The organism is Azospirillum sp. A29 (assembly GCF_042604625.1).
Classification (GTDB): domain Bacteria; phylum Pseudomonadota; class Alphaproteobacteria; order Azospirillales; family Azospirillaceae; genus Azospirillum; species Azospirillum palustre.
Map to the genome: position 1 here is coordinate 1,142,947 of NZ_CP170467.1, position 22,335 is coordinate 1,165,281.

Genomic DNA, 22,335 nt, shown 5'->3' on the forward strand with positions numbered 1-22,335 from the left:
CAGCCGGAACGGAGGATGGCGTCATGCGTGCGATGGTGATTTCGCGGTTCGGCGGTCCCGACGTGTTCGAACTTCAGGACCGGCCGCGCCCGGTCGCCGGGCCGGGCGAACTGCTGGTGCGGGTGGTGGCGTCGGGCACCAACCCGGTGGATGCCAAGATCCGTCAGGCCGGAAGCTGGGCCGGCATCCCCTTCCCGGCGGTGCTGGGCTATGACGTGTCGGGCGTGGTGGAGGAGGTCGGCCCCGGCGTGACCGGCTTCAAGGCCGGCGACGAGGTGTTCTACACCCCGGAGATCTTCGGCAATCCCAACGGCAGCTATGCCGAATACACCGTCGCCGCCGCGTCCATCGTCGCGCACAAGCCGTCCGGCCTCAGTCATGTCGAGGCGGCGGGCATCCCGCTGGCCGGCGGCACGGCGTGGGAGGCCATCGTGCGGCGTCTGGCGGTGCGGCCGGGCGAGACGGTGCTGATCCATGGCGGGGCCGGCGGCGTCGGCAGCTTCGCCATCCAGTTCGCCAAGGCGGCCGGCGCCCGCGTGCTCGCCACCGCCAGCAAGGCCAACCACGAGGCGATGCGCGATCTCGGCGCCGACGTGACTCTCGACTACCGCGACACCGACGTGGTGGACCAGATCCTGCGCGAGGCGGACGGGGCGGGGGTGGACGCCGCCTTCGACACCGCCGGCGGCAATGTGCCGATGAGCACGCAGGTCACGCGCCCCTTCGGCCGCATCGCCACCATCCTGCCGCCGACCGGCGACCTGAACGCGCTCTATGTGAAGAACCAGACCCTCTACGGCACCTTCCTGACCCGCGAGGGCGCCCGCCTGCGCGAGATGGCGCCGCTGTTCGTGCGCGGGCAGGCGAGGGTGATCGTCGATGCCGTCCTGCCGCTGGAAGAGGTCGGCAAGGCGCATGAACGGCTCGATTCCGGCCACGGCCGCGGTAAGATCATCCTGCAAGTGGGCGCCTGACGCGAGGTCGGGCCGGGCTTTCGAAGGACGGTCGTGGTGTATATCTGGCTTATCGGGCTGCACGTCACGGCGGTGACGCTCTGGATCCTGGGGATGTCCGCCACCGCCATCCTGATCAGCGCCCTGGACGCCAAGACCGCCGCCGAGGAAGGCCCGGCCCGCCTCCTGCGCGCCGTCGGCCGCTGGGAGCGCCGCGTGACCTCCCCGGCGATGGGGCTGGCGTGGCTGCTGGGCATCGCGCTGGTGGTGGTCGGCGGTTGGGGCTTCGAGCCTTGGCTGGTGGCGAAGATCGTCATCGTCACCGCTCTGTCCGCCCTGCACGGCAAGCTCGCCGCCGGGCTGCGCCGGCTGGGCGAACCAGCACCTGAGTCCGGCGTGCGGCCGGTGTCGCCGCTGCTGCGCTTCTCCCCGCTGGCGGTGATCGCCGGGGCCATCGCCATCGTGACGCTGGTGGTGGTGAAGCCCTACTGAACACGGTATGGTGTCGGACCGGGAGGGACCGGCCCACTTGACCTGTTCCCGGCCGGTTCGGTTTCAGCGCGAAAGGACCCGCCATGGCCGTCGCCAAGACCACGATCTGCCTCTGGTTCGACAAGGACGCCGAGGCCGCCGCCCGCTTCTACGCCGCGACCTTCCCCGACAGCGCGGTGACCGCCGTCCACCGCGCCCCCGCCGACTACCCGTCCGGCAAAGCGGGCGACGTTCTGACGGTCGAGTTCACCGTCGCCGGCATCCCCTGCCTCGGCCTGAACGGCGGCCCGGCCTTCAAGCACAGCGAAGCCTTCTCGTTCCAGATCGCCACCGACGACCAGGAGGAGACCGACCGCTATTGGACCGCCATCGTCGGCAACGGCGGCCAGGAGAGCGCCTGCGGCTGGTGTAAGGACCGCTGGGGGATCTCCTGGCAGATCACGCCCCGCGTGCTGACCGATGCGCTGGCGGCCGGTGGAGAGGAGGCCAAGCGGGCGTTCGAGGCTATGATGGGGATGACGAAGATCGACGTGGCGGCGATTGAGGCTGCGCGGCGGGGGTGAGGGGATATGCAACTTCCCCGTTTTATCGACAGATAGAAGCGGGGAAGTTGAGTTCTGAATATTTTGCCCAAGAAATTGATGCGTTTTCCCCGATCATTTAGTCTTGATTCAGGTTGACCTGAAGGCGGTCTTTGTAGACAGAGATTCTCTTTCTTGCCCTATCTACAACATCATCAAAGAATAGCATCTCAGCATAAAGCTCACCAACAACACGATCATTATCGGGATCCTGAAGCTGGGTCGAGCGGAAGAATCCCTTACCTTGCGGAAAACGCGTCCACCCTGACGTTCGCATGCGGTTGACTGTATCTCCAATCAAGTATCCATAGAATTTTTTAAGCCGTCCGTTTGATTTTGCCAATAGAAGGTGAGCATATTCGGACAGATCTCCAATATGGTCGTCTAGACTCACGCCTGGCGCCTTGAATTCTATGATAATAGCAGAGCCTTCTTTATCAAAAATCGCGATATCAGGGCGTTTCGCGCCATGCTCTTCTGCTCGGCGGCGAAGAACATTATCAAATTCTTCATCTATTCCGCTTTCAAAGAGTTTTGAGTGGTCATTCCATTCAATCTGTGAAAGTGGTTTGTCAGAAGCGATATAATCGTAATATTGGTACTCCTCGCTGAGCAGCCAAATATCATGATCCCCTGTTTCGCGGCTATCCTTTCGCATCGGGAAAAAGATGCTGTGAATAATGCGCTCATCCATGCGTCTCGCGCTGTTGCCATTCTTCTGAATGTCCAGCTGCTTGCCGCAAGCGAGTGAAAGAATTTCGACGATTGCGGCGCGTCGAACTACGAGCTGCGATAAATTGGCCATGTCAAAAGTTTTTAAGGAAGATGTATATCTCCATGAGAGTTCATTGATTTTGTTGCGAAATTCTGCTGTATGTGGCTCTGCTTTCGCAATCTCCTGCTTTAGATCAAATATTTTAGCGGTTTCCGTAATAATGCGTTCTTGGTATTTTCTTAGAACACGCTCTGCGATGGATTTGGGGCTGTCTCCATAAACTACCCGCGTCTCGGTATCGGAAATCATTGTTGGGAAGACACCGAATTTTTCGGCTACGTCTTTGATAACATTATCCCTGCTCCAGCCGGTAGGTGTCACCATCTCGTCAATGATTGGATCAATTACATCGTAGATCGCGTCGTAGGATATGGTTTCATCGATAAAAAGATCGCCCACAGGTATGTCGGACGGTATTCCATCGAACCCATCACGCTGCTCATTGACCTGTTGGTCTAGAAAATCACCTTCAATTAGTACAAGATGTCGGAATCCACTCACTGGATTGTTTTGCTCCGCTTGAGTTCGCAGATAGCGTCTGGTTATATCCAAAACAGGCGACGACTTTGCGCAGAGTGAGATTGCATTCCGCGGCAAATCAAAGCTGCAAGCATCAAGCTTATAGTGAGAAATTGTAAATTCTTTATAATTGCCAAGTGGAGAACCGCTGCGTGGATCTCGTTCTTCGACTAAAGCCTTCTTTTGGTCTGTAATAGGAGGTAGGTCGGATGCGTTTAGACTGGTTTGCTCCGTAGATTTATTTGGGTAGATAGTTTCAAAAGAAATCGTAAAATTGCCCAGCTCGGCTTTGAGACTCACAAGCCGCTGGAGAAAATTCATCATCATATGGCGGCGCACATTAAAAGCAGAAAACGTCTCATGGAGATTTTCTGCCTTGTAAAAACGCTCGCGCACTTTGGGCTTTAGGCCCTCCAATATAATTGTGGTTCCGATATCTTCATCGTCAGCAGGAGCCACCACAAAATCAGCAGCGCCAATCTTCTTACGCCCTTCTACAAGCTGAAGGGTACGCGTGAAGACACGGCCATGGCTCAGATATGCACTACGAACTCCGACCTTTTCGAAGCTGTGGAAAAACTGTATACGTCCAGTTCCCTTGCACTTTCCAATTCCGGCAATTGATAGGTCATCTTTGTACGATGTGTCTTTCGTGAGAAAGGCATCAGTTTGCTCGTCGCCAAGACCACACCCATTGTCTGAGCAGGAAATAGAAATGTCAGTCTGGTCTCCTAAAAGTCCAGATGGGTAAATCACAATAGATATATTTACAATTAGCCCGAAATCTAAAGGGCTTTGACTTCTTCTTATCAAAAAGGAGTCAATAGAATTTGAGATTAGCTCTTCAACAACTACGTATTTGTTCGTACTAATCTTCGTATTTTTCAAACTTCCACGAATATCCAATGCCATAGCTTTTACCCATCAGAAAAACCTTAATATGCAATTTTTGAAAGGGTTTGTGTCTTGAAGTCAAGCAACTTTATGGTCGCGGAGGCTACAGCATTCACCTTTCCGGTAAAGTGCTTCATATACCAATAACCTCCCCCTCACCCCGCCCCCACATCATCCCGAATGCACGCCACCGAATGCCCCGGCGCCACCTCGCGCAGCGTCCGCGCTTCCGGCTCGGCACAAGCCGGCAGGGCGAAGGGGCAGCGCTTCCGGAAGACGCAGCCGGATGGCGGGTTCATCGGGCTCGGCACGTCGCCGTCCAGCAGCATGCGGGACTTCGGCGCGTCGGAGTCCGGGTCGGGGGCGGCGGACACCAGGGCCATGGTGTAGGGGTGGCGCGGGCGCTCGTAGAGGGAATCGCTCGGCGCGATCTCCATCAGGCGGCCGAGATACATCACAGCCACCCGGTCGCAGCGCACCACCGCCAGATCATGGGCGATGAACAGCACCGCCAACCCCAGCTCGCGCTGCAAGTCTCCCAGCAAATTCACCACCTGCGCCTGCACCGAGACGTCGAGCGCCGACACCGGCTCGTCGGCAACGATGAAGTCGGGTTCCACCGCCAAGGCGTGATCCAGCCGGCGCGTCGGGAGCGGACGGCGCCCCATTGCCGTCCCCCCTCCCCCGTGCCAAATCCGACCAGTCCGCTCACCGCCCCTTGGCGCTCCAGCCCTCCCGCTCGGCAAAGACCCGGCTGACCTCGTCCATGTGTTCCGTGCCCCAGGAACAGAGCGGCACCAGCGCCTCGGCCAGACTGTGGCCGAGCGGGGTCAGGCTGTAGTCCACCCGCGGCGGGATTTCCTTGTAGTCGGTCCGCTTCACGAGGCCATCGGCCTCCAGCTCCTTGAGCTGCTGGATCAGCATCTTGTCGCTGACGTCGCGGATCGCCCGCCGGAGTTCGCCATAGCGGTAGGGACCGCCTTGCGCCAGGAAATACAGGATCAGCGGCTTCCACTTGCCGGCGATGATCCGCAGGGTCGCGTCCAGACCGCAGGTGAAGCCGGGCAGGGTCGGGTCGCAACTCCGCTCCGGCGCCGGGGTCTGCGGCGGTGGGGAGGAAGGTAGGGGATCATCCGTCATTTTCTCGGTCCGTCATTTTTTTAGGGCACTTACAAAAAGGTGCATACTTGTCCATAGGTGGGTGGGTTGCCAGCTCAGTGCAATCTCAATCAGGGAGCACACCATGAGCAGGCTACAGGGTAAGATCGCGGTTGTGACCGGTGGCGGCAGCGGCATCGGTTTTGGCGCCGCCAAGCGGTTCATCGACGAAGGGGCGTTCGTCTATATCTTCGGCCGCCGTCAGGAGGCGCTCGACGCCGCCGTGGCGCGGCTCGGCGCCTCGGCGCGAGCGGTCAGGGGCTCGGTCACCGACCTGTCCGACCTCGACCGGCTGTACGATACGGTGAAGGCCGAACGGGGCGGGCTCGACATCCTGTTCGCCAATGCCGGGACGGGGTCGTTCGCCCCGCTGGGGGAGATCACACCCGAGCATTACGACCAGATCTTCGACGTCAATGTGAAGGGGCTGGTCTTCACGGTGCAGAAGGCCCTGCCGTTGATGAAGGCGGGGTCCTCGATCATCCTGACCGGGTCGAGCACGGGGGTGATGGGGACGCCGCAGTTCAGCATCTACAGCGCGACCAAGGCGGCGATCCGCAATCTGGCGCGCAGTTGGGCGCTGGACCTGCGCGGAACCGGCATCCGCGTCAACGTGCTGTCGCCCGGGCCGACCAAGACGGAGCTGGCGCTGGAGATCGTGGGCGAGGAGGCCATGGATGCGCTCGGCGGCACCACCCCCATCGGGCGGGTCGGCGACCCTTCGGAAACCGGCGCGGTGGCGGCGTTCCTGGCCTCCTCCGACAGCAGCTTCATGACCGGCGGCGAGGTCTTCGTCGACGGCGGGCTGGCGCAGGTCTGAGGGCTTGAGCGTTTGAACGTCCGGGCGTGGGGGGTTCGATGACCGGGATCGAAGCCCTCACCCCGCCGGCACCCCCACATCATCCCGGATGCACGCCACCGAATGCCCCGGCGCCACCTCGCGCAGCGCCCGGGCTTCCGGCTCGGCACAGGCCGGCAGCGCGAACGGGCAGCGGGTGCGGAAGACGCAGCCGGACGGCGGGTTCATCGGGCTCGGCACGTCGCCGTCCAGCAGCATGCGGGACTTCGGCGCGTCGGGGTCCGGGTCGGGGGCGGCCGACAGCAGGGCCATGGTGTAGGGGTGGCGCGGGCGCTCGTACAGGGAATCGCTCGGCGCGATCTCCATCAGGCGGCCGAGATACATCACCGCCACCCGGTCGCTGATGTAGCGTACCACCGCCAGATCATGGGCGATGAACAGCACCGCAAGCCCCAGCTCGCGCTGCAGGTCGCCCAGCAAATTCACCACCTGCGCCTGTACCGAGACGTCGAGCGCCGACACCGGCTCGTCCGCGACGATGAAGTCGGGTTCCACCGCCAACGCGCGGGCGATGCCGATGCGCTGGCGCTGGCCGCCGGAGAATTCGTGCGGGAAGCGGTCCATGGCGTCGGCGCTCAGGCCGACCTTCTCCAGCAGGGCCGCCACGCGGTCGCGGCGGTCGGCGCGGGTGCCGATGCTGTGGATCGTCAGGGCCTCGCCGATCACGTCGCGCACGCGCTGGCGCGGGTCGAGGCTGGCATAGGGGTCCTGGAAGACGATCTGCATGCGGCGGCGCTGCGCCCGCATCTCCGCCGTCGCCAGACCGGTGATCTCCTGCCCGTTGAAGCGGATGGAACCGCCGGTCGGCTCGATCAGCCGCAGGATGCTGCGCCCGGCGGTGGTCTTGCCCGAGCCGGATTCACCGACCAGCCCCAGAACCTCGCCGCGGTTCAGGTCGAAGGACAAATCGTCCACCGCCTTCACCCAGCCGACCGGCCGTTGCAGCAGCCCGCCGCGCACCGGAAAGCGCTTCTCCAGGTTGCGGACGCTCAGCAGGGGCTGTTCGGTTACGGTATCGATGCTCATTGCACGTCTCTCCAGCGGCGGCAGCGGGCGGAATGGTCGGGGCCGACCGGCTCCAGCACCGGCTCCGCGGCGAGGCAGGCGGGTTCGGCCAGCGCGCAGCGCGGGGCGAAGGTGCAGCCCGCCGGGCGGTTCACCGGGCTCGGCACGCTGCCGGGGATGGCGTAGAGCCGGCCGCCGTCGCCGCGGCGCTGGCCCAGATGCGGCATGCAGGCCAGCAGCCCGCGGGTGTAGGGGTGCCTGGGCGATTTCAGCAGCGAGCGGACATCGCCTTCCTCGACGATGCGGCCGGAATACATCACCACCACCCGGTGCGCCACTTCGGCCACCACGCCCAGATTGTGGGTGATGAACAGGATCGAGGTGCCGGTCTCCTCCTGAAGCCGCCGCATCAAATCGAGGATCTGCGCCTGGATGGTCACGTCGAGCGCGGTGGTCGGCTCGTCGGCGATCAGCAGGGTGGGGCGGCAGGCCAACGCCATGGCGATCATCACGCGCTGGCGCATGCCGCCCGACATCTGGTGCGGATACTCGTCCAGCCGCCGCTCCGCCGCCGGGATGCCGACCTTCTTCAGCATGGCCAGCGCCTCCGCCCGCGCCGCCCGGCGGTCGAGGCCCTGGTGGTAGCGCAGCGCCTCGCCGATCTGGTCGCCGACGGTGTAGACCGGGTTCAGCGAGGTCATCGGCTCCTGGAAGATCATGCCGATCTCGTTGCCGCGGATGCCGCGCATCGCCCGCTCGCTGATACGGGCGAGGTCGCGCACCTGACCGTCGCGGCCGCGGAACAGGATCTCGCCGCCGGCGATGATGCCCGGCGGCGACGGTATCAGCCGCATCGCCGACAGGCTGGTCACCGACTTGCCGCTGCCGGATTCGCCGACGACGGCCAGCGTCTCGTTGCGGCGCACGGCGAAGGACACGCCGTCCACCGCCTTCGACACGCCGGGATCGGCGGTGAAGTGGGTTTGCAGGTTGCGGATGTCGAGCGTGAGGTCAGCGTCCATGACGGGATCCCGGTAGGGGGCAGTGGATCAGCGGGTGCAGCCGCGCGCCGGCACCGGCCAGTCGCCGACGACCTCGCCGTTGCGGCTGATCGCCATGCGGTCGTGCAGGTTGGTCACCACGCAGACATGGTTGGGCAGGATGCGCACGCGGTCGCCGATCTCCGGCTTCGCCGCGCTCCGGCTGAGGTCGACCACCGCGTGCTCCTCGTTGACGCGGACGATCACCGCGTCGGGGTAGTCGAGGATCAGGCCGTAGCCTTCGCCGACCGACGGGGCGACGCGGTCGCTCGACAGGGTCTTGCTGCCGCAATCGAGAACGGCGCGGTCGGGAGTCGGGCGGCTGACCACGGTGGCGTGGACATGGACGGCGCACTCCTCCAGCGTCGCCACCCCGGCGCCGACGGTGGCGCGGTCGTGGTAGATGTAGGTGCCGACGCGCAGCTCGGTCACGCCGGGAAGCTCGTGGGTATCCCAGCAGCCGGGGGTGCCGCCGACCGACACCGTCTCCACCGCGATGCCGGCGCCGTCCAGCAGGGCGCGCGTCTCGGTGACGAAGGGCACGGTGCGGGGGCCGCGCGGGTAGGTCATCAGGCCGCGGAAGCGGGTCAAGCCATTGCCGGCGGCGCGGCGGGCCAGCGTCAGAACCTCGTCCGGGGTCTGCACGCCGCAGCGGCCGTCGCCGCTGTCGAACTCCACCAGGATGCCGATCTCGACGCCGGCCTGCGCGGCGGCGGCGGCCACGGTGTCGAGAGCGACGGCGTTGTCGAGCGCCACCGTCAGCTTGGTCTTGCCGGCCAGCTCGGCCAGCGGCGCCACCTTGGCGGCGCCGACGATGGGGTAGGTCAGCAGGATGTCCTTGCAGCCGGCCTCCGCCATCACCATCGCCTCGCTGATTTTCTGGCAGGTGATGCCGAGGGCGCCCAGCTCGATCTGGCGCAGCGCGAATTGGGGAAGCTTGTGGGTCTTGATGTGCGGGCGCAGCGCCAACCCGTGCCGGTCGCAATAGGCCTGCATCTTGGTCAGGTTATGCTCGACCCGGTCGAGGTCGATGACGGGGACGGGGGTGTCGAGATCGTCGACGCGCATGGGACCGCTCCGGAACACGAATTCGGGGAATGGGCCGATCCCGGCGGCGGCGCCATGGGATCGGCCGTGCACTCAGAACCTTACGCCGTCGGCAGGACGGCGATGCAGTCGATTTCGACCTGGATGTTGTTCAGCTGGCAGCCGATGGTGGTGCGGGCCGGCGGCTCGGTCGGGAAGAACTCCGAATAGAGCGCGTTGTATTCCTGGAAGCGGCCGAGGTCGCTGAGGTAGCTGTTGACCTTCACCACATGGGCGAGGTCGGTGCCGGCGGCCTTCAGGATGATCTCCAGGTTGCGCAGGGTCTGGCGCACCTCGCCGGCGAAATCCTCGGGCAGCGCGCCGGTCTCCGGATGGTGCGGCCCCTGGCCCGACACATAGACGAAGCCGTTCGCGACGATGGCGTGGCTGTACTGGCCGGCGGGCTTCGCACCCTTTTCGGCGAAGATCGGCTTGCGGTTGGTCATTCGGTCCTCACAGGTTGAAAGATCAGGTACGGGCCAGGGCCTTGCCCGGACGCGCACCGGTGTGGCCGCTGTCGCGCAGGACGAACTGTCCGGCGACGAGCACGTCGGTGATGCCGTGCGGCGGCTGCGTCGGGTCCTGGAAGGTCGCGCGGTCGGCCACGTCGGCGGTGAACAGGGTCAGGTCGGCCACCATGCCCGGACGGATCAGCCCGCGGTCGGACAGGCCGAAACGCTGCGCCGGGACGGCGGTCATGTGGCGTACGGCATCCTCCAGCCCCAGCCCGCCCTCGCCCCGGATCGCGCGGGCGAGATAGCGCGGAAAGCTGCCGAAGGCGCGCGGGTGCGGCTTGCCGGTCTCGCGCGGCAGCCCGTCCGATCCCAGCATGTGCAGCGGGTGCGACAGCGCGGTTTCCAGATCGGCCTCGGCCAGCTGGAACATGACGATGTTGGTGCGGCCGCGGTCGGCGCGGATCAGCCGGACCAGCGTGTCGAAGGGCTGTTCCTTCGCCGCCTCGGCGATCTCGGTCAGCGACAGCCCTTCCAACGCGCGCAGATCGTCCGCCGAAACGCCGCCGATGCGGACATTCTCCCAACCGATCAGGCGGATCTTCGATTCCCAGCCGGCGTCATTCGGTGCCTCGCCGCCCTCGACCGCGCGGCGCAGCGCCGCCAGCCCGTCGGCATCGGCCATGCGCGCCAGCAGCGCTTCCACCCCGCCGGCCAGCGCAGACGGCGGCAGCAGTTGCAGGATGGTGCTGGAGCCGGCCGGGTAGGGGTACATGTCGAAACTGACGTCGGTGCCGCCCTTGCGGGCGATCTCCAGCCGCTCCACCGCCCGCGGCAGGCTGCCCCAATAGGGCTTCCCGGCGGCTTGCAGGTGCGACAGCAGGCCGCTCGCCCCGCCGGCCTTCAGCAGATCGAGGAACTCGTCCACCGAGGCGATCAGCCCGCCTTCATAGGAGCGGACATGGGCGGTCAGCAGCGCGCCATGCTCCGCCACCACCTCCGCCAGCCGCACCAGCTCGGCGCGGTCGGCCCAGGCGCTGGGCGGATAGACGAGGCCGAGCGACAGGCCGTGCGCGCCCTGGCGCAGCTGCTCGGCCAGCAATGCTGCCATCGCCTCGCGCTCTTCCGTCGTGGCGGCGCGGTTCTGCCAGCCCATGACGGCGAGGCGCAGCGCGGCGTGCCCAACCAGCGAGACGAGGTTGATCGCGGTGCCGCGCCCGTCGAGCGCCGCGCGGTAGCCGGCGAAGTCGGCGAAGGTCTCCTGGGTCGTCACCGTGCCCAGCAGGTTGCCGAAATGCTCGCGCAAGGGGTCGCCGCTGTCGAGGCTCTGCGGGTAAAGGCCGAAGGAGCAGTTGCCGACGACCACGGTGGTGACGCCCTGCGCCACCTTCTCCGGCCGGCCGGGCTGGCGCAGCTGGATCAGATCGTCGTGGCAATGGGCGTCGATGAAGCCGGGGGCGAGGAAGCGGCCCTGCGCCTCCAGCGGTTTGGCGTCCGGCGCATCCAGCATCGGGCCAACGGCGGCGATGCGTCCGCGCTCCACCAGCACGTCGGTCGGGAACCAGGGGGCGCCGGTGCCGTCGATGACGCGGGCGCCCTTGATGAGGAATGTGGCGTTCATCCTACTTCGCCTTCTGGAGCCGGGGGTCGAGCGCATCGCGCAGCCCGTCGCCGACGATCTGGAGCGACAGAACGGTCAGGACGATGGCGCAGCCGGGGAACAGGATCAGCCAGTCGGCCTGCTGGAAATACTGCTGGGCGCTGGCGATCATGTTGCCCCAGGTCGGGGTGGTCGGCGGCACACCGACGCCGAGGAAGGACAGCGCCGCCTCCGTCAGGATGGCGTAGGCGAAGATGAAGGTGGCCTGCACCAGGATCGGCGACATCAGGTTGGGCAGGATGTGCAGGAAGACGATGCGCGGGGTGGAGGCGCCCAGCGCGGTCGCCGCCTCGATGAAGGGCATCTCGCGTACCACCAGACAGGCGGCGCGCACCACGCGGGCGACGCGCGGGGTGTAGACGATGCCGAGCGCCAGCACGACGTTGTAGAGCGACGGCCCCAGCGCCGCCATGAAGGCGATGGCGAGCAGGATATCGGGGAAGGCCATCAGCGCGTCGGTCAGCCGCATCAGCAGGCCATCGAGCGGCCGGATATAGCCGGCGGCCAGCCCCAGCAGCGTGCCGAGCAGCGTCGCCACCACCACGACCAGCAGCCCGACCAGCAGCGACAGCCGGGCGCCCAGCATCACGCGGGACAGCACGTCGCGGCCATACTCGTCGGTGCCGAACCAGTGGGCAGCGGTCGGCGGCTTCAGCCGGCCGAGGATGTCCATCTTCATCGGGTTGAACGGTGTGATCCACGGCGCCAGCAGCGCCACCGCCAGGATCGCCAGCATGATCAGGAAGGACAGAACCACCAGCCGGCGGCGGAACAGCTGGCGCAGCAGCAGGGCGGCCGGCGACCGGCTGCTCCCGGCCTTGGCGGAGGAGGGAAGGGGGACGTTGCCGTGACCGGCGGGGACGCTTGCCATGGAAACCCTCCCTCTCAATAACGGACCCGCGGATCGACCACGGCATAGAGCAGGTCGACCGTCAGGTTGATCAGCACATAGATGGCGGACACCACCAGCAGGGCGCCCTGGATCACCGGATAGTCGCGGCGCAGCACGGCCGAGACGATCAGGTTGCCGACGCCGGGCAGGCCGAACACGGTTTCCGTCACGATGGCGCCGGCGATCATCACCGCGGTGGTCAGGCCGATCACCGTCAGGATCGGGATCATCGCGTTGCGCAGCGCATGCTTCAGCACGACGACCAGCGGCGGCAGGCCCTTGGCCCGCGCGGTGCGGACGTAATCGTGGCTCATCACGTCCAGCATGCTGGTGCGGGTGAAGCGCAGGATCAGCGCCGAGTTCGGAATGCCGAGCGCGATGGCGGGCAGAACCAGATGGCGCATGCGTTCCAACAGGTCGGCGTCGGGCGGGCCGTAGCCGGCGACCGGGAACCAGGCATGGTCGACCGCCAGATACTTGATCAGCGTCAGCCCGATCCAGAAGCTGGGAATGCTGGCCGCCAGCATGGCGAGCCCGACCGCGGTCTGGTCGACCAGACCACCGCGCTTGGCCGCCGACAGGATGCCGACCGGCACGCCGATCAGCATGGCGATGCCCACCGACATCATGGTCAGCAGCCCGGTCAGCTCCGACCGTTCGGCCAGCGCCTGCGCCACCGGGCGGTTCAGGAAGATGGACTCGCCCAAGTCGAAGCGGACGATCTGCCCGAGATAGAGCAGGAACTGCGTCAGCAGCGGTTCGTCGAGCCCCAGCCGGCCGCGCAGCGCCGCGATGTCCTCCGGCGTGGCGGAGGAGCCCAGCATGACGGCGGCGGGATCGCCCGGCACGACGCGGGCGATCAGAAAGACCACCATGGCGACGAGCAGCATGACGACCATCATGCCGGCGAACCGGCGGACGATGTAAACGAGCATGATTGCGGTCCCAAAGAGAATCCCCTCTCCCCCCCCGGGGAGAGGGTTAGGGTGAGGGGGACGCGCGGTGAGAATTCTTGGGAAGGCACGCGGTGCATCCCCCTCACTCCTACCCTCTCCCCGGGGGGGGGAGAGGGGGGATTGCGGAGAGGGAGCTTTATCGCCCCTCAGCCCTTCAGGTCGGTGTTCCAGAAGAACGGCCAGGGCGTCGGGGTGTAGCCGGTCAGCTTGTCGCTGCTGGCGGCGAGGTTGTAGAACTCGCCGACCTTGATGCTCGGCACCTCGCTGTAGAACAGCGATTGCAGGGTCACCCACTTCGCCTTGCGCGCCGCCGGGTCCATCTCGCGATTGAAGGCGGCCAGCGCCTCCTTCTTGGCCGGGCTGTCCCACCAGCCGGGATAGCTGGGGTTCAGCACGGTGATCAGCGACGGTTCCGGCACGAAGGTGTGGTAGGTGAAGAAGGCGTCCCACCCCTTGTCGTCGCCGCGGCGTTGCAGCAGCGTCGCCCAGTCCAGCACCTGGAGGTCGACCTTGAAGCCGGCCAGTTCGAGCTGGGCCTGGGCCACCATGCTCATCTTGTACAGGAACTCGTACTGCACCGAGGTCATGATGCGGATCGGCTCGCCCTTGTAGCCGGCGGCCTTCAGCAGCTCCGCCGCCTTGCCGGCCGCATGATCGGCGTAGGGCTTGGCGCTGGCCGCATCGTAATAGGGCGTGCCCTGGGCGTAGATCGACCCCTCCGCCTGGACGAATTCGGGATCGCCGAAGCCGGCCAGCAGCATGTCGTTCGGCTCCAGCGCCGCCAGGACCGCTTGGCGCATCTTCGGGCTCGCCATCACGCCGGTCTTGGTGTTCATGATCATCAGCGGGAAGCCGAACGGCTTGACGATCACGGGCTTGACGCCGGCGGCACCCTTGATGCGCGGCAGGGTTTCCGCCGGCAGGCTGTCGGCGAACTGGTACTGGCCGGCGAGGACGCCCGACACGCGGGTGGCGGCGTTCGGCACCGGGACAAAGCGCACCTCGCCGATGTTGGCCTTGCGGCTGCCGGCATAGCCGCTGGGCGCGCCGGCGGGCGACGCGTAGGCGTCGTGGCGCACCAGCCGGATATACTGGTCGGGCTTGTGCTCCAGCAGCTTGTAGGGGCCGGTGCCGATCAGCGACTTCAGGGCGCCCGGCCCGTCGATGACCGATTTCGGCACGATGGCGGCGGCGCCGTTGTTCATCGCCAAGAGCGCGGTCAGCGGCGCGAAGGGCTCCTTCAGCGCGATGACGACGGCGTCCGCACCCTTGGCGGCGATGCTCTCCACCAGCGGGGCGACGGTCTTGCCGCGCGGCGAGGCCTTGGTCCAGTGATCCAGCGAGGCGACCACGTCGTCGGCCGTGACGGTGCTGCCGTCATGGAAGGTGACGCCGCTGCGCAGCGGGATGGTGTAGGTCTTGCCGTCCGCCGACACCTGCGGCAGGGCCGAGGCCACCAGCGGGGCCAGCTTCCAGTCGCCGTCGAAGGTGAACAGCGTCTCGAACATGTGCTGGGTGATGATGCTGACGAGGTCGGACGTGGTGCCGACCGGGTCCAGCGTCGGCGGCTCGCCGATGGTGGCGACCGTGACGACCGATGCGCCGCCCTGCTGGGCCTGCGCAGGGGTGGTCCAGCTTCCGAGAATTCCAGTGGAAAGCCCGCCTGCGGCCAGCGTCGTGCCGAGGGCGGTGTTGAACAGACGTCGCGTGATCCCTGTCATTTCCGTCTCCCGAACCGTTTGTCCGAAATATCGGACGTCGGTCTTGTATTCCAGACAAGCGAACGGTATATCGGACAAAGACCGCTGGCAAGCCGAAAATCCGCGTGCTAATCGGTTGTGCGACGATCAGGGAGCGTGGATCAGATGAAGAGCGGCGAAGCAGCGGTGAAGCAGGCAGAAGAGAAGCCGTCGGCGGAAAAGCCGACGGGCCGGGCCCGCGGCATCGACCGTGTCATCGCGCTGATGGAGCATCTGCACGACCGGCGCGCTCCCACGCGCATCGCCGACATCGCCCGCGACACCGGCACGCCGCGCTCGACCATGTACGAGCTGGTCAACACGCTGGTGGAGGCGCGCTGGCTGGAGCTGCGCGACGGCGACGGCACGGTCTATTTCGGGCCGGCGATGCATTACTACGGCAGCGATTACCTCGACAGCGTCGACCTGATCCGCAAGGCGCGGGTCGAGGTCGCCCACATCGCCGAGACGGTGGGGGAAACCGCGCAGTTCTGCACGCTGGACGGCGACAAGTATCTGGTCGTGCTGAACGAGCCGGGCCGGCGCATGTTCCGCATCAGTTCCGAGATCGGCATCAAGGTGCCGATCCCCTGGACGGCGTCCGGCCGGCTGCTGGTCGATCACCTGGATGCCGAGGAAATCCGGCGCTTCATCCCGTCCGAGGATTTCACCCTGCCCGACGGCCGCCGCATCGCCGAGGACGAGTTCCTGGAAGACATGCACCGCGCCCGTACCCAGGGCTATGTCCGCACCACGGCGCTGGTCGACCGCTTCACCACCTGCCTTGCCGCCCCGGTCCGCGATCCGTCCGGCCGCTGCATCGCCACCATCTGCTTCGTCGTCCCAGCCGACACGACGGAAGAGGCGCAGCAGGTGATGATCGACACGTTGAAAGCCAGCGCGGAGCGTCTGTCGCCTGGCCGCTGATGGAAGCACCGACTGGGGCGCCGGGAGGTTGTCATTTGACGACGGCGCACCACATGTTTTAAATGGGGCTAGGAAACGCACAGTAATAGCGCTGCGAAAGCCCCATAATCCCCGATAGAGCGCTGCGAAACATAAAGCCGTATTAAGAACTGACCGCATTGCCGTCTTTCGCAGCGCTATGCTGCAATGCGAAAGAGCCAGTACAGCAATGTGATGTCTCCTCTTTTGCGCATGCGGGATCGTGTCAATATCTTCCTCAACAGGCCGCGACACCGGCCGCCGGAATTCAAACCCGAAATTGAAGGAAGACCGCCATGACCTCCTATGATGTCGAATCCGCCAAGTTCGCCGCCAAGTTCGCCATTGCCCGCATTGTTGTCGGCGCCATCCTCTTCGCCGCCATCGCCGCTGTCTCCCACATGAACCCGAACGCCATCCTGGCCGCCGACGAAGCCACCGCCGCCGTCGCCCTGGAAATGGTCAAGACCATGCCGGTGACCGTCGCCGACGCCGCCCGCTGAGGGCGTCGCGGTTTTTAAAGTAATCGAAGAATAGCTTAAGCTACGCCATATAAAAGATTCAGCACAAAACGGGAACATCTTGCTATGATCCAAGCAAGCATGCCGCGCCGGCTTGTTTGGACGAGTTGGGCGGTTCACCGTTGTGAGGTTCTTCCATGGCGTTCAAACGTGTCAGCCAGACGACGTTGCCTCCCCGACGCTGGGCGTTGAAGGGGTATTACGGCGAGGGCAAGTCCACTTTCATCATGGCCATGCAGCAACCCACGCTGATGATCGACGCCGACGGGCGCCGGCATGAGCTGAAAGGGGACGAGCTGTATGAGTTGAGCGAGGAGGCCGCCGATCACCGTTCCGTCGAGCGCATCCAGGATCTGCTCGACGCCAACATGCCGGGATCGGACATCCGGACCATCGCCATCGACAGCGTGACCTCGCTGATCGGCGTGTCGATTGCCCGCGCCATGCTCGACAATGCTGCCGACCGCAACAGGAACAAGAATCAGGCCTGGGTCGACAAGGCCGAGAAAATGCGCCTTCTGCAGGACGCGGTGACCGCCCATGGCAGCCACGTCCTTTGGATCTGGCACCTTGAGGACGCGCAGCTCAATGGCAAGGCCCAGATCCGCGAAACCCTGCCGGAGACCGAGCGCGAGCGGCTCTACCGCTCGCTCAACGCCTCCCTGCGCATCGTGCGCGAGGATGGCCGCCGTGGCGTTCTGGTCGAATGGTCGCGCGAGGGACCGTCGGGCATGATCGTCTGGGATGACGAGGGGTACTGGAAGGGCGTGCCGGAACGGATCGAGGCGGCGATCTACGGCCAAGGCGGCGGCCAGGATGGCGGACCCCGGCCGACGCCTTCTGCGGCCGTGACGGCCGGCGCAGCCCCGTCCAGGCCGGCCGGTTCCAGCTGGGAAGGGGGTGCGGACGGCGCGTCCGACGGTGTGCTGACCTTCTACAGCCCGGCGGAGGCGGTGGCCTGGGGTGTGGACCAGGGCGCCTTCCCGACCGCCGAGGCGGCACAGGCGGCCTACGACCAGCTCAAGGCGGATTGCAAGCCGCGCAATGCGCGGGAGATGTATGCGGCTTGGACCAACCTCGTTCAGCGCCCCCAGCGCCGGCGGGCGTAACCTTGCGGGCTCCCCCCTGTTTGCTGGGATTCCCGGCTGACAAGGAGGAGCCCATGTCCATCACCACCGACCCCGCAAACGGCCCAACGACAGACGACCGCCAGTCCGGGCAAGCCCAGGTGCCGAAGCCGCCCTCCCACGCGGACGTCGAAGAGATCAGCCGCTCGCAGGAATATCTGACCGACGACTGGACTGGCGACGGCGGCGACAAACCCCCGGGCGATAAGCAGGGCGGCGGCAAGGACGGCTGAGGCCACCACCCTCTTCACCGCAGTCCCACTCCACCGAACGGGCTGGAAGCCGGAGGATTCCGACGGCTTCCAGCCCGTTCGGCTGTCCGGAGAAAGCCATCGGAACCTGAACGGCGTACATCCTCCGTCCTCAGGCTTAAGCACTCTGAGAGGTGGACGAATCCGGGAACTTGCAGTCCGCGCTCCTGTCGAAGGAAGTCCCCCTTCCTGAGCCGGAGAGACCGGGATGCGAAACCTCCTCACCACTCTGCTGCTTGCAGCCGCCCTGCTTCCCACCGCAGCGGCTGCGCAGGCTGTCGGTGCAGATGATGGCGATGCCGTTTGCCGGCCGGGTGACAAGGGCTGCGCGCGGTTCGTCGGCGACGGGAAGGGCGGCGTGCCGAAACGGGGCGGTGCCAAGCAGCCGGTGATGATCGGTACGTCGGTCTTCATGCTGACCCCGTGGCAGGCCGAACGGGAGCGCCGCTGCCTCGCGCTGGCCGGCTGGGCCGAAGCGAGGGGGGAGGGGGCCGACGCCATGGCGGCCGTCATGTGGGTTGTCGCCAATCGTGCCGCCTCGGCCGATCAGCCGTCGCTGCCCTGCCGCGTCGTCGTCGCCACCGGCCAGTTCGAACCCTTCGCGGCGGCGCCCGTCGAGCCCGCCGACCGGAAGAAGGCCAAGGCGGTCAAGGCAAAGGGCAAGCAGGCGGAGAAGGCGGCCCGGCAGGCGAAGGCCGAACAGGCGGCGCTGGCGGCCGATCCGCGGGTGGAAACCCGGCGCATCCTCGCGGAGATCCGCCGTCAGGCCGCGGTGATCCGGGCGGGCGGCATGCCGTCCTGGCCGAAGACGCGCCTTGCCCCCGACCAGGAAGCGCTGCGCACCGCGCGCGGGCTGGCCTGGAACCTGAACGACGACGACATACCCGATCCGACCGCCCGCGCCTCGATGTTCTACAGCCCGCCGGCACAGGCCGCGCTGCGCCGCCAGAAGCCGGACTGGGCGGAGGCGCGGCTGAAGACCGCCTTGATCGGCGGCCATTCCTTCTACCGCACGCCGACGCCGCCCGCAGAGCGCACCATCGCCACCCTGGTGGCGGAGATTGCTGAGTAAAATGCCGGGGTGGGCGGCCTCCAGCGGAAATGGCCGGGAGGATCTACCGGCAGGTCCGGTTATGTCGCCCGCGGTTTTCAAGTACCGGACCATCCAAGCCAGACCCAATTTGCGGACGGGTTTCCTGTATTTTTCATGATGCGGAAAGGCCGGCGTAGAATTGCTGTAGATCAATCGCTCTCGTCTGACGACCTCCTAGGCTGTCTCCGTTCCACGACATCAAAGGGAGAGAAACGATGAAAGCAATCGATCTGATGACGCCGCGGGTCATCACCATCGGTCCGGACGCGACCGTCGCCGATGCCGCCCGGACGATGCTGGAGAACCACATCAGCGGCATGCCCGTGGTCGATGGCTCCGGCAAGGTGGTCGGGATCATCAGCGAAGGCGACCTGTTGCGCCGGGTGGAACTGGGGACGGAGCGTCACCGCTCCTGGTGGCTCGGTTTGGTGTCGGGCGGCACCCTGCCGGCGGAGGATTTCATCAAGTCCCATGCCAGGAAGGTCGCCGACGTGATGACCGCCCACGTCACCACCGTGGACGAGAGCGCCTCGCCCGAAGAGGTGGTACGGGTGATGGAGACGCGGCGGATCAAGCGCGTGCCGGTGGTAAGCCGGGGTGCCCTGGTCGGCATCATCAGCCGCGCCAACCTGCTGCGCGCGCTGGCCAGCGTCTCGCCGGAAACCCCGGCCCCCGCCGCGGACGACCGTGACCTGAAGGACCGGGTGAGCGCCGCCGTCAAGGAGCTGTCGTGGGACTCCCGCTCGCACGACGCCATCGTCGTCCGCAATGGCGTCGTCCAGCTCTGGGGTTTCGTCAGCAGCGGATCGCAGCGGGACGCGCTGCGCGTCGCAGCGGAGGGTGTCCCCGGCGTGAAGGCGGTGGAGAACAACATCCAGGTGGTCGACCCCGCCGAAAGCGGTGCCTGGGGCCTCTGATTTAGAGGGCTGGAACCTGAACGGCTGGCCGGGGAGGACGCGCGGTCAGATCTTCCCCGGCAGCCGCGCTCCGACCAGATGGGTCGCCTGCGCGCCGTATTCATAGACGGCCTCCTGCACCGCCCGGGCCGACAGGGTGTCGGGTGCGGTGCTGGGAAGCGGCATCTCCGCCTCCGGCAGCTTGCCAGCGATGTGCTCGGCCAGACAGCGGCCGAGCACGGTGCCGGGGGCGATGCCGCGGCCGTTGTAGCCGCTGAAGCCGATGACGTTGCGGTCCAGCCGGTGGAAACGGGGCAGGTTGTCCTTGGTCATGCCGATCTGGCCGTACCATTCGGCTTCGAACCGCACCGGACCCAGCTGCGGGAACAGCGCCGCCAGCGAGCGTTGCGCCCAGGCGCGATGGACCGCGGTTCCGGTCCCGCGCAGCGCGCCGACGCTGCCGAACACCAGCCGGCCCCGGCGGTCGAAACGATAGGAACTCAGCACCGACTTGGTGTCCCACACCCCCTGGCGTTCCGGCAGGATGGCCTTTTGCATGGCATCGGACAGCGGCTCCGTCGCCAGATTGAAATAGGGCAGGTGGACCTGCTCGGTGCGCAGCTGCACCCAGGGGCCGATGCTGTAGGCGTCGGTGGCGACCACCACCCAGTCGGCGGTAACCGATCCGTTCGGCGTCTTCACCTCCCACCCGGCTCTGGTTTGGCTCGCCGACTGCACGGGGCTGCCGGTGAAGATGCGGGCCCCCGCCGCGATGGCCGCCGTCGCCAGCCCGCGGGCATAGGCCAGCGGCTGGATGGTGCCAGCGCGCAGATCGAGGAGCGAGCCGGTGTAGGCGCTGGTGCCGACCTTCTCCGCCGTCTCCTTCGCGTCCAGCAGGCGGACGGGCGCACCGCGCTTCTGCCAGATGGCTGCCCGCTGTTCCAGTTCGCGCAGGCCCGCCGGGCCGACACCGCAATGGAGCGTGCCGCTGCGTTCGTCCTCGCAGGCGATGCCGTGCCTGGTGATCAGGTCAAAGACGGCGCGCGGCGCGTTGCCCAGCAGTTCGATCAGCCGCTCTCCGTAAACCGGTCCCAGGGTGCTGACCAGCTGGTCGGGCATCACCCACATGCCGGCATTGACCAGCCCGACATTGCGCCCGGCGCCGCCGAAGCCGATCTCCACCGCCTCCACCACCACGGCGCTGGCGCCGCTTTCGGCCAGATGCAGCGCCGTCGACAGGCCGGTGTAGCCGGCGCCGACGATCACAACGTCGGCCCGGACGCTGCCGGTCAGCGGCGCGGTCGGCGGCGCCGCCGGTGCGGTGCGTTCCCAAAGCCCATGCGACCGCGGATCGTTCAGCATCCCCTGAGGTCCTTTTCGCGTCAGTTCTGTGCGCCAGTCATTCCCGGTGCGCAAGATTGACTTGCCTACCCCCTTCGGCCAAATGATGTTTGTTCAACCAGTCATTCCATCCCGGAATGAAATCCGCCCAGCCCCCGCTACAGACACCCCGATGCAGAGCCCGCGCCGCTTCCTTCCCTCCCTGGCCCTGCTGTCCGCCTTCGAGGCGGCGGCCCGGACCGGCAGCATCACCGCGGCGGCCAAGGAGCTGTCGCTGACCCAGAGCGCGGTCAGCCGCCAGATCAAGGCGCTGGAGGATCTGCTGGAGGTCGAGCTGTTCCACCGTGAACGGCAGACCATCCGCTTGACCGCCGGCGGCGAGTATTACGTGCGCGAGGTGCGCGACGCACTGCGCCGCATCAGCACCGCGTCGCTGAACCTGCGCGCCAACCCCTATGGCGGCACGCTCAGCATTGCCATCCTGCCGACCTTCGGCACGCGCTGGCTGGCGCCGCGCCTGCCGAAATTCCTGGCCGACAATCCCGGCATCACCATCAATCTGGTGACGCGGATGGCGCCCTTCGATTTCCGCCTGGACCCGGTGGATGCCGCGATCCATTTCGGCCGGCCGGACTGGCCGGGCGGGGAGATGGCCCTGCTGCGCCGGGAGACGGTCCTCCCCGCCTGCAGCCGCAGCCTGCGCGACCGCTTCGATTTCCGCCAGCCGGCCGACCTGCGCCTCGCCCCGCTGCTGCACCTGACCAGCCGTCCCGACGCCTGGGAGCGCTGGCTGACCCTGCACGGCACGCCGGCCGACGGCGTACACGGCATGCTGTTCGACCAGTTCGCCACCGCCTCCCAGGCCGCCATCGCCGGGCTGGGCGTGGCGCTGCTTCCGCTGTTTCTGATCGAAGAAGAACTGCGGTCGGGCCAGTTGGTGCCGGCGCTCGATCTGCCGATGGAAAGCGAGAACGCCTATTACGTCGTCTGGCCGTCGGAACGGGCGGGCTACCCGCCGCTTGCCGCCTTCCGCGACTGGATCCTGGCGGAGACGGCGGACTGCCGCACCCCGGCAGGTCATGAGCTTTCCTCATGAAGTC

22 protein-coding genes and 1 pseudogene are annotated in these 22,335 nt (G+C 66.1%); 11 read left to right on the forward strand and 12 right to left on the reverse strand.

Going from position 1 to position 22,335, the window contains the following annotated elements; translation table 11 throughout:
• Nucleotides 1-23: 23 nt before the first annotated feature.
• The 3 genes from ABNQ38_RS33285 to ABNQ38_RS33295 all read left to right on the forward strand — a co-directional run bounded on the left by ABNQ38_RS33285 (nt 24) and on the right by ABNQ38_RS33295 (nt 2,008).
• Nucleotides 24-974 carry a zinc-dependent alcohol dehydrogenase family protein gene (locus ABNQ38_RS33285; protein WP_377810542.1) on the forward strand — a complete coding sequence of 317 codons (951 nt, stop codon included), beginning with the start codon at nt 24-26 and terminating at the stop codon, nt 972-974.
• A gap of 36 nt (nt 975-1,010) precedes the next feature.
• Nucleotides 1,011-1,445 (forward strand): CopD family protein, encoded by a 435-nt coding sequence (locus ABNQ38_RS33290; protein WP_377810543.1) that lies wholly within the window; start codon nt 1,011-1,013, stop codon nt 1,443-1,445.
• Between the two features lie 83 nt (nt 1,446-1,528).
• Nucleotides 1,529-2,008, forward strand: coding sequence for a VOC family protein (locus ABNQ38_RS33295; protein WP_377810544.1), 480 nt, complete (start codon nt 1,529-1,531; stop codon nt 2,006-2,008).
• A 97-nt stretch (nt 2,009-2,105) separates the two neighbouring features.
• Here ABNQ38_RS33295 and ABNQ38_RS33300 read toward each other — a convergent pair whose 3' ends face one another.
• From ABNQ38_RS33300 to ABNQ38_RS33310, 3 genes and pseudogenes are all read right to left on the reverse strand, one after another.
• On the reverse strand, nt 2,106-4,232 hold the full coding sequence (locus ABNQ38_RS33300) for a hypothetical protein (RefSeq protein ID WP_377810545.1): 2,127 nt from the start codon (nt 4,230-4,232) through the stop codon (nt 2,106-2,108).
• Nucleotides 4,233-4,369: 137 nt separating this feature from the next.
• Nucleotides 4,370-4,843 (reverse strand): annotated as a pseudogene (locus tag ABNQ38_RS33305) (oligopeptide/dipeptide ABC transporter ATP-binding protein); the annotation flags it as partial.
• 79 nt (nt 4,844-4,922) lie between these two features.
• Complete coding sequence (locus tag ABNQ38_RS33310; RefSeq protein WP_377810546.1) at nt 4,923-5,354, reverse strand: winged helix-turn-helix transcriptional regulator; 432 nt, start codon at nt 5,352-5,354, stop codon at nt 4,923-4,925.
• 103 nt (nt 5,355-5,457) lie between these two features.
• Between ABNQ38_RS33310 and ABNQ38_RS33315 the strand changes: the two genes are divergently transcribed.
• A complete protein-coding gene (locus ABNQ38_RS33315; RefSeq protein ID WP_377810547.1) occupies nt 5,458-6,192 on the forward strand; it encodes an SDR family NAD(P)-dependent oxidoreductase in 735 nt (244 codons plus the stop codon).
• A 57-nt stretch (nt 6,193-6,249) separates the two neighbouring features.
• On the opposite strand, the gene ABNQ38_RS33320 is transcribed toward ABNQ38_RS33315, so the two are convergent.
• The 8 genes from ABNQ38_RS33320 to ABNQ38_RS33355 all read right to left on the reverse strand — a co-directional run bounded on the left by ABNQ38_RS33320 (nt 6,250) and on the right by ABNQ38_RS33355 (nt 15,043).
• Nucleotides 6,250-7,257 carry an ABC transporter ATP-binding protein gene (locus tag ABNQ38_RS33320; RefSeq protein ID WP_377810548.1) on the reverse strand — a complete coding sequence of 336 codons (1,008 nt, stop codon included), beginning with the start codon at nt 7,255-7,257 and terminating at the stop codon, nt 6,250-6,252.
• Nucleotides 7,254-8,258 carry an ABC transporter ATP-binding protein gene (locus ABNQ38_RS33325; RefSeq protein WP_377810549.1) on the reverse strand — a complete coding sequence of 335 codons (1,005 nt, stop codon included), beginning with the start codon at nt 8,256-8,258 and terminating at the stop codon, nt 7,254-7,256. Before ABNQ38_RS33325 ends, ABNQ38_RS33320 begins: the two co-directional genes overlap by 4 nt.
• 27 nt (nt 8,259-8,285) lie before the next feature.
• The gene (locus ABNQ38_RS33330) at nt 8,286-9,344 is read right to left on the reverse strand and encodes an alanine racemase (protein ID WP_377810550.1); all 1,059 of its coding nucleotides are present in this window, start codon (nt 9,342-9,344) and stop codon (nt 8,286-8,288) included.
• An 80-nt stretch (nt 9,345-9,424) separates the two neighbouring features.
• Complete coding sequence (locus ABNQ38_RS33335; RefSeq protein WP_149224340.1) at nt 9,425-9,808, reverse strand: RidA family protein; 384 nt, start codon at nt 9,806-9,808, stop codon at nt 9,425-9,427.
• 22 nt (nt 9,809-9,830) lie between these two features.
• Nucleotides 9,831-11,435, reverse strand: coding sequence for an amidohydrolase family protein (locus ABNQ38_RS33340; RefSeq protein WP_377810551.1), 1,605 nt, complete (start codon nt 11,433-11,435; stop codon nt 9,831-9,833).
• A gap of 1 nt (nt 11,436) precedes the next feature.
• A complete protein-coding gene (locus ABNQ38_RS33345) occupies nt 11,437-12,345 on the reverse strand; it encodes an ABC transporter permease (protein WP_377810552.1) in 909 nt (302 codons plus the stop codon).
• Nucleotides 12,346-12,359: 14 nt separating this feature from the next.
• Nucleotides 12,360-13,301 (reverse strand): ABC transporter permease, encoded by a 942-nt coding sequence (locus tag ABNQ38_RS33350; protein ID WP_109086964.1) that lies wholly within the window; start codon nt 13,299-13,301, stop codon nt 12,360-12,362.
• A gap of 167 nt (nt 13,302-13,468) precedes the next feature.
• Nucleotides 13,469-15,043 (reverse strand): ABC transporter substrate-binding protein, encoded by a 1,575-nt coding sequence (locus ABNQ38_RS33355; RefSeq protein ID WP_377810553.1) that lies wholly within the window; start codon nt 15,041-15,043, stop codon nt 13,469-13,471.
• Nucleotides 15,044-15,187: 144 nt separating this feature from the next.
• Here ABNQ38_RS33355 and ABNQ38_RS33360 point away from each other — a divergent pair, with 144 nt between their 5' ends.
• The 6 genes from ABNQ38_RS33360 to ABNQ38_RS33385 all read left to right on the forward strand — a co-directional run bounded on the left by ABNQ38_RS33360 (nt 15,188) and on the right by ABNQ38_RS33385 (nt 19,915).
• The gene (locus ABNQ38_RS33360; protein ID WP_377810554.1) at nt 15,188-15,988 is read left to right on the forward strand and encodes an IclR family transcriptional regulator; all 801 of its coding nucleotides are present in this window, start codon (nt 15,188-15,190) and stop codon (nt 15,986-15,988) included.
• A gap of 314 nt (nt 15,989-16,302) precedes the next feature.
• A complete protein-coding gene (locus ABNQ38_RS33365) occupies nt 16,303-16,509 on the forward strand; it encodes a hypothetical protein (RefSeq protein WP_377810555.1) in 207 nt (68 codons plus the stop codon).
• A 155-nt stretch (nt 16,510-16,664) separates the two neighbouring features.
• Entirely contained in the window at nt 16,665-17,636 is a 972-nt protein-coding gene (locus tag ABNQ38_RS33370; RefSeq protein ID WP_377810556.1) for an AAA family ATPase, read from the forward strand.
• Between the two features lie 53 nt (nt 17,637-17,689).
• A complete protein-coding gene (locus ABNQ38_RS33375) occupies nt 17,690-17,887 on the forward strand; it encodes a hypothetical protein (RefSeq protein WP_377810557.1) in 198 nt (65 codons plus the stop codon).
• Nucleotides 17,888-18,113: 226 nt separating this feature from the next.
• A complete protein-coding gene (locus ABNQ38_RS33380; RefSeq protein ID WP_377810558.1) occupies nt 18,114-18,977 on the forward strand; it encodes a cell wall hydrolase in 864 nt (287 codons plus the stop codon).
• A 236-nt stretch (nt 18,978-19,213) separates the two neighbouring features.
• The gene (locus ABNQ38_RS33385) at nt 19,214-19,915 is read left to right on the forward strand and encodes a CBS domain-containing protein (RefSeq protein ID WP_377810559.1); all 702 of its coding nucleotides are present in this window, start codon (nt 19,214-19,216) and stop codon (nt 19,913-19,915) included.
• 45 nt (nt 19,916-19,960) lie between these two features.
• Here ABNQ38_RS33385 and ABNQ38_RS33390 read toward each other — a convergent pair whose 3' ends face one another.
• Nucleotides 19,961-21,256: an NAD(P)/FAD-dependent oxidoreductase gene (locus ABNQ38_RS33390; protein ID WP_377810560.1), complete on the reverse strand. Its 1,296-nt coding sequence runs from the start codon at nt 21,254-21,256 to the stop codon at nt 19,961-19,963.
• A gap of 151 nt (nt 21,257-21,407) precedes the next feature.
• On the opposite strand from ABNQ38_RS33390, the gene ABNQ38_RS33395 reads away from it, so the two are divergent.
• Complete coding sequence (locus ABNQ38_RS33395; RefSeq protein ID WP_377810561.1) at nt 21,408-22,331, forward strand: LysR family transcriptional regulator; 924 nt, start codon at nt 21,408-21,410, stop codon at nt 22,329-22,331.
• Nucleotides 22,332-22,335: the final 4 nt, after the last annotated feature.

Bases quoted from the DNA above. Each gene is read 5' to 3' on its own strand.
- ABNQ38_RS33285 (WP_377810542.1), top strand. From the start codon at position 24: ATGCGTGCGATGGTGATTTCGCGGTTCGGCGGTCCCGACGTGTTCGAA.
- ABNQ38_RS33295 (WP_377810544.1), top strand. From the start codon at position 1,529: ATGGCCGTCGCCAAGACCACGATCTGCCTCTGGTTCGACAAGGACGCC.
- ABNQ38_RS33300 (WP_377810545.1), bottom strand. From the start codon at position 4,232: ATGGCATTGGATATTCGTGGAAGTTTGAAAAATACGAAGATTAGTACG.
- ABNQ38_RS33310 (WP_377810546.1), bottom strand. From the start codon at position 5,354: ATGACGGATGATCCCCTACCTTCCTCCCCACCGCCGCAGACCCCGGCG.
- ABNQ38_RS33315 (WP_377810547.1), top strand. From the start codon at position 5,458: ATGAGCAGGCTACAGGGTAAGATCGCGGTTGTGACCGGTGGCGGCAGC.
- ABNQ38_RS33320 (WP_377810548.1), bottom strand. From the start codon at position 7,257: ATGAGCATCGATACCGTAACCGAACAGCCCCTGCTGAGCGTCCGCAAC.
- ABNQ38_RS33325 (WP_377810549.1), bottom strand. From the start codon at position 8,258: ATGGACGCTGACCTCACGCTCGACATCCGCAACCTGCAAACCCACTTC.
- ABNQ38_RS33330 (WP_377810550.1), bottom strand. From the start codon at position 9,344: ATGCGCGTCGACGATCTCGACACCCCCGTCCCCGTCATCGACCTCGAC.
- ABNQ38_RS33335 (WP_149224340.1), bottom strand. From the start codon at position 9,808: ATGACCAACCGCAAGCCGATCTTCGCCGAAAAGGGTGCGAAGCCCGCC.
- ABNQ38_RS33340 (WP_377810551.1), bottom strand. From the start codon at position 11,435: ATGAACGCCACATTCCTCATCAAGGGCGCCCGCGTCATCGACGGCACC.
- ABNQ38_RS33345 (WP_377810552.1), bottom strand. From the start codon at position 12,345: ATGGCAAGCGTCCCCGCCGGTCACGGCAACGTCCCCCTTCCCTCCTCC.
- ABNQ38_RS33350 (WP_109086964.1), bottom strand. From the start codon at position 13,301: ATGCTCGTTTACATCGTCCGCCGGTTCGCCGGCATGATGGTCGTCATG.
- ABNQ38_RS33355 (WP_377810553.1), bottom strand. From the start codon at position 15,043: ATGACAGGGATCACGCGACGTCTGTTCAACACCGCCCTCGGCACGACG.
- ABNQ38_RS33360 (WP_377810554.1), top strand. From the start codon at position 15,188: ATGAAGAGCGGCGAAGCAGCGGTGAAGCAGGCAGAAGAGAAGCCGTCG.
- ABNQ38_RS33365 (WP_377810555.1), top strand. From the start codon at position 16,303: ATGACCTCCTATGATGTCGAATCCGCCAAGTTCGCCGCCAAGTTCGCC.
- ABNQ38_RS33370 (WP_377810556.1), top strand. From the start codon at position 16,665: ATGGCGTTCAAACGTGTCAGCCAGACGACGTTGCCTCCCCGACGCTGG.
- ABNQ38_RS33375 (WP_377810557.1), top strand. From the start codon at position 17,690: ATGTCCATCACCACCGACCCCGCAAACGGCCCAACGACAGACGACCGC.
- ABNQ38_RS33380 (WP_377810558.1), top strand. From the start codon at position 18,114: ATGCGAAACCTCCTCACCACTCTGCTGCTTGCAGCCGCCCTGCTTCCC.
- ABNQ38_RS33385 (WP_377810559.1), top strand. From the start codon at position 19,214: ATGAAAGCAATCGATCTGATGACGCCGCGGGTCATCACCATCGGTCCG.
- ABNQ38_RS33390 (WP_377810560.1), bottom strand. From the start codon at position 21,256: ATGCTGAACGATCCGCGGTCGCATGGGCTTTGGGAACGCACCGCACCG.
- ABNQ38_RS33395 (WP_377810561.1), top strand. From the start codon at position 21,408: ATGCAGAGCCCGCGCCGCTTCCTTCCCTCCCTGGCCCTGCTGTCCGCC.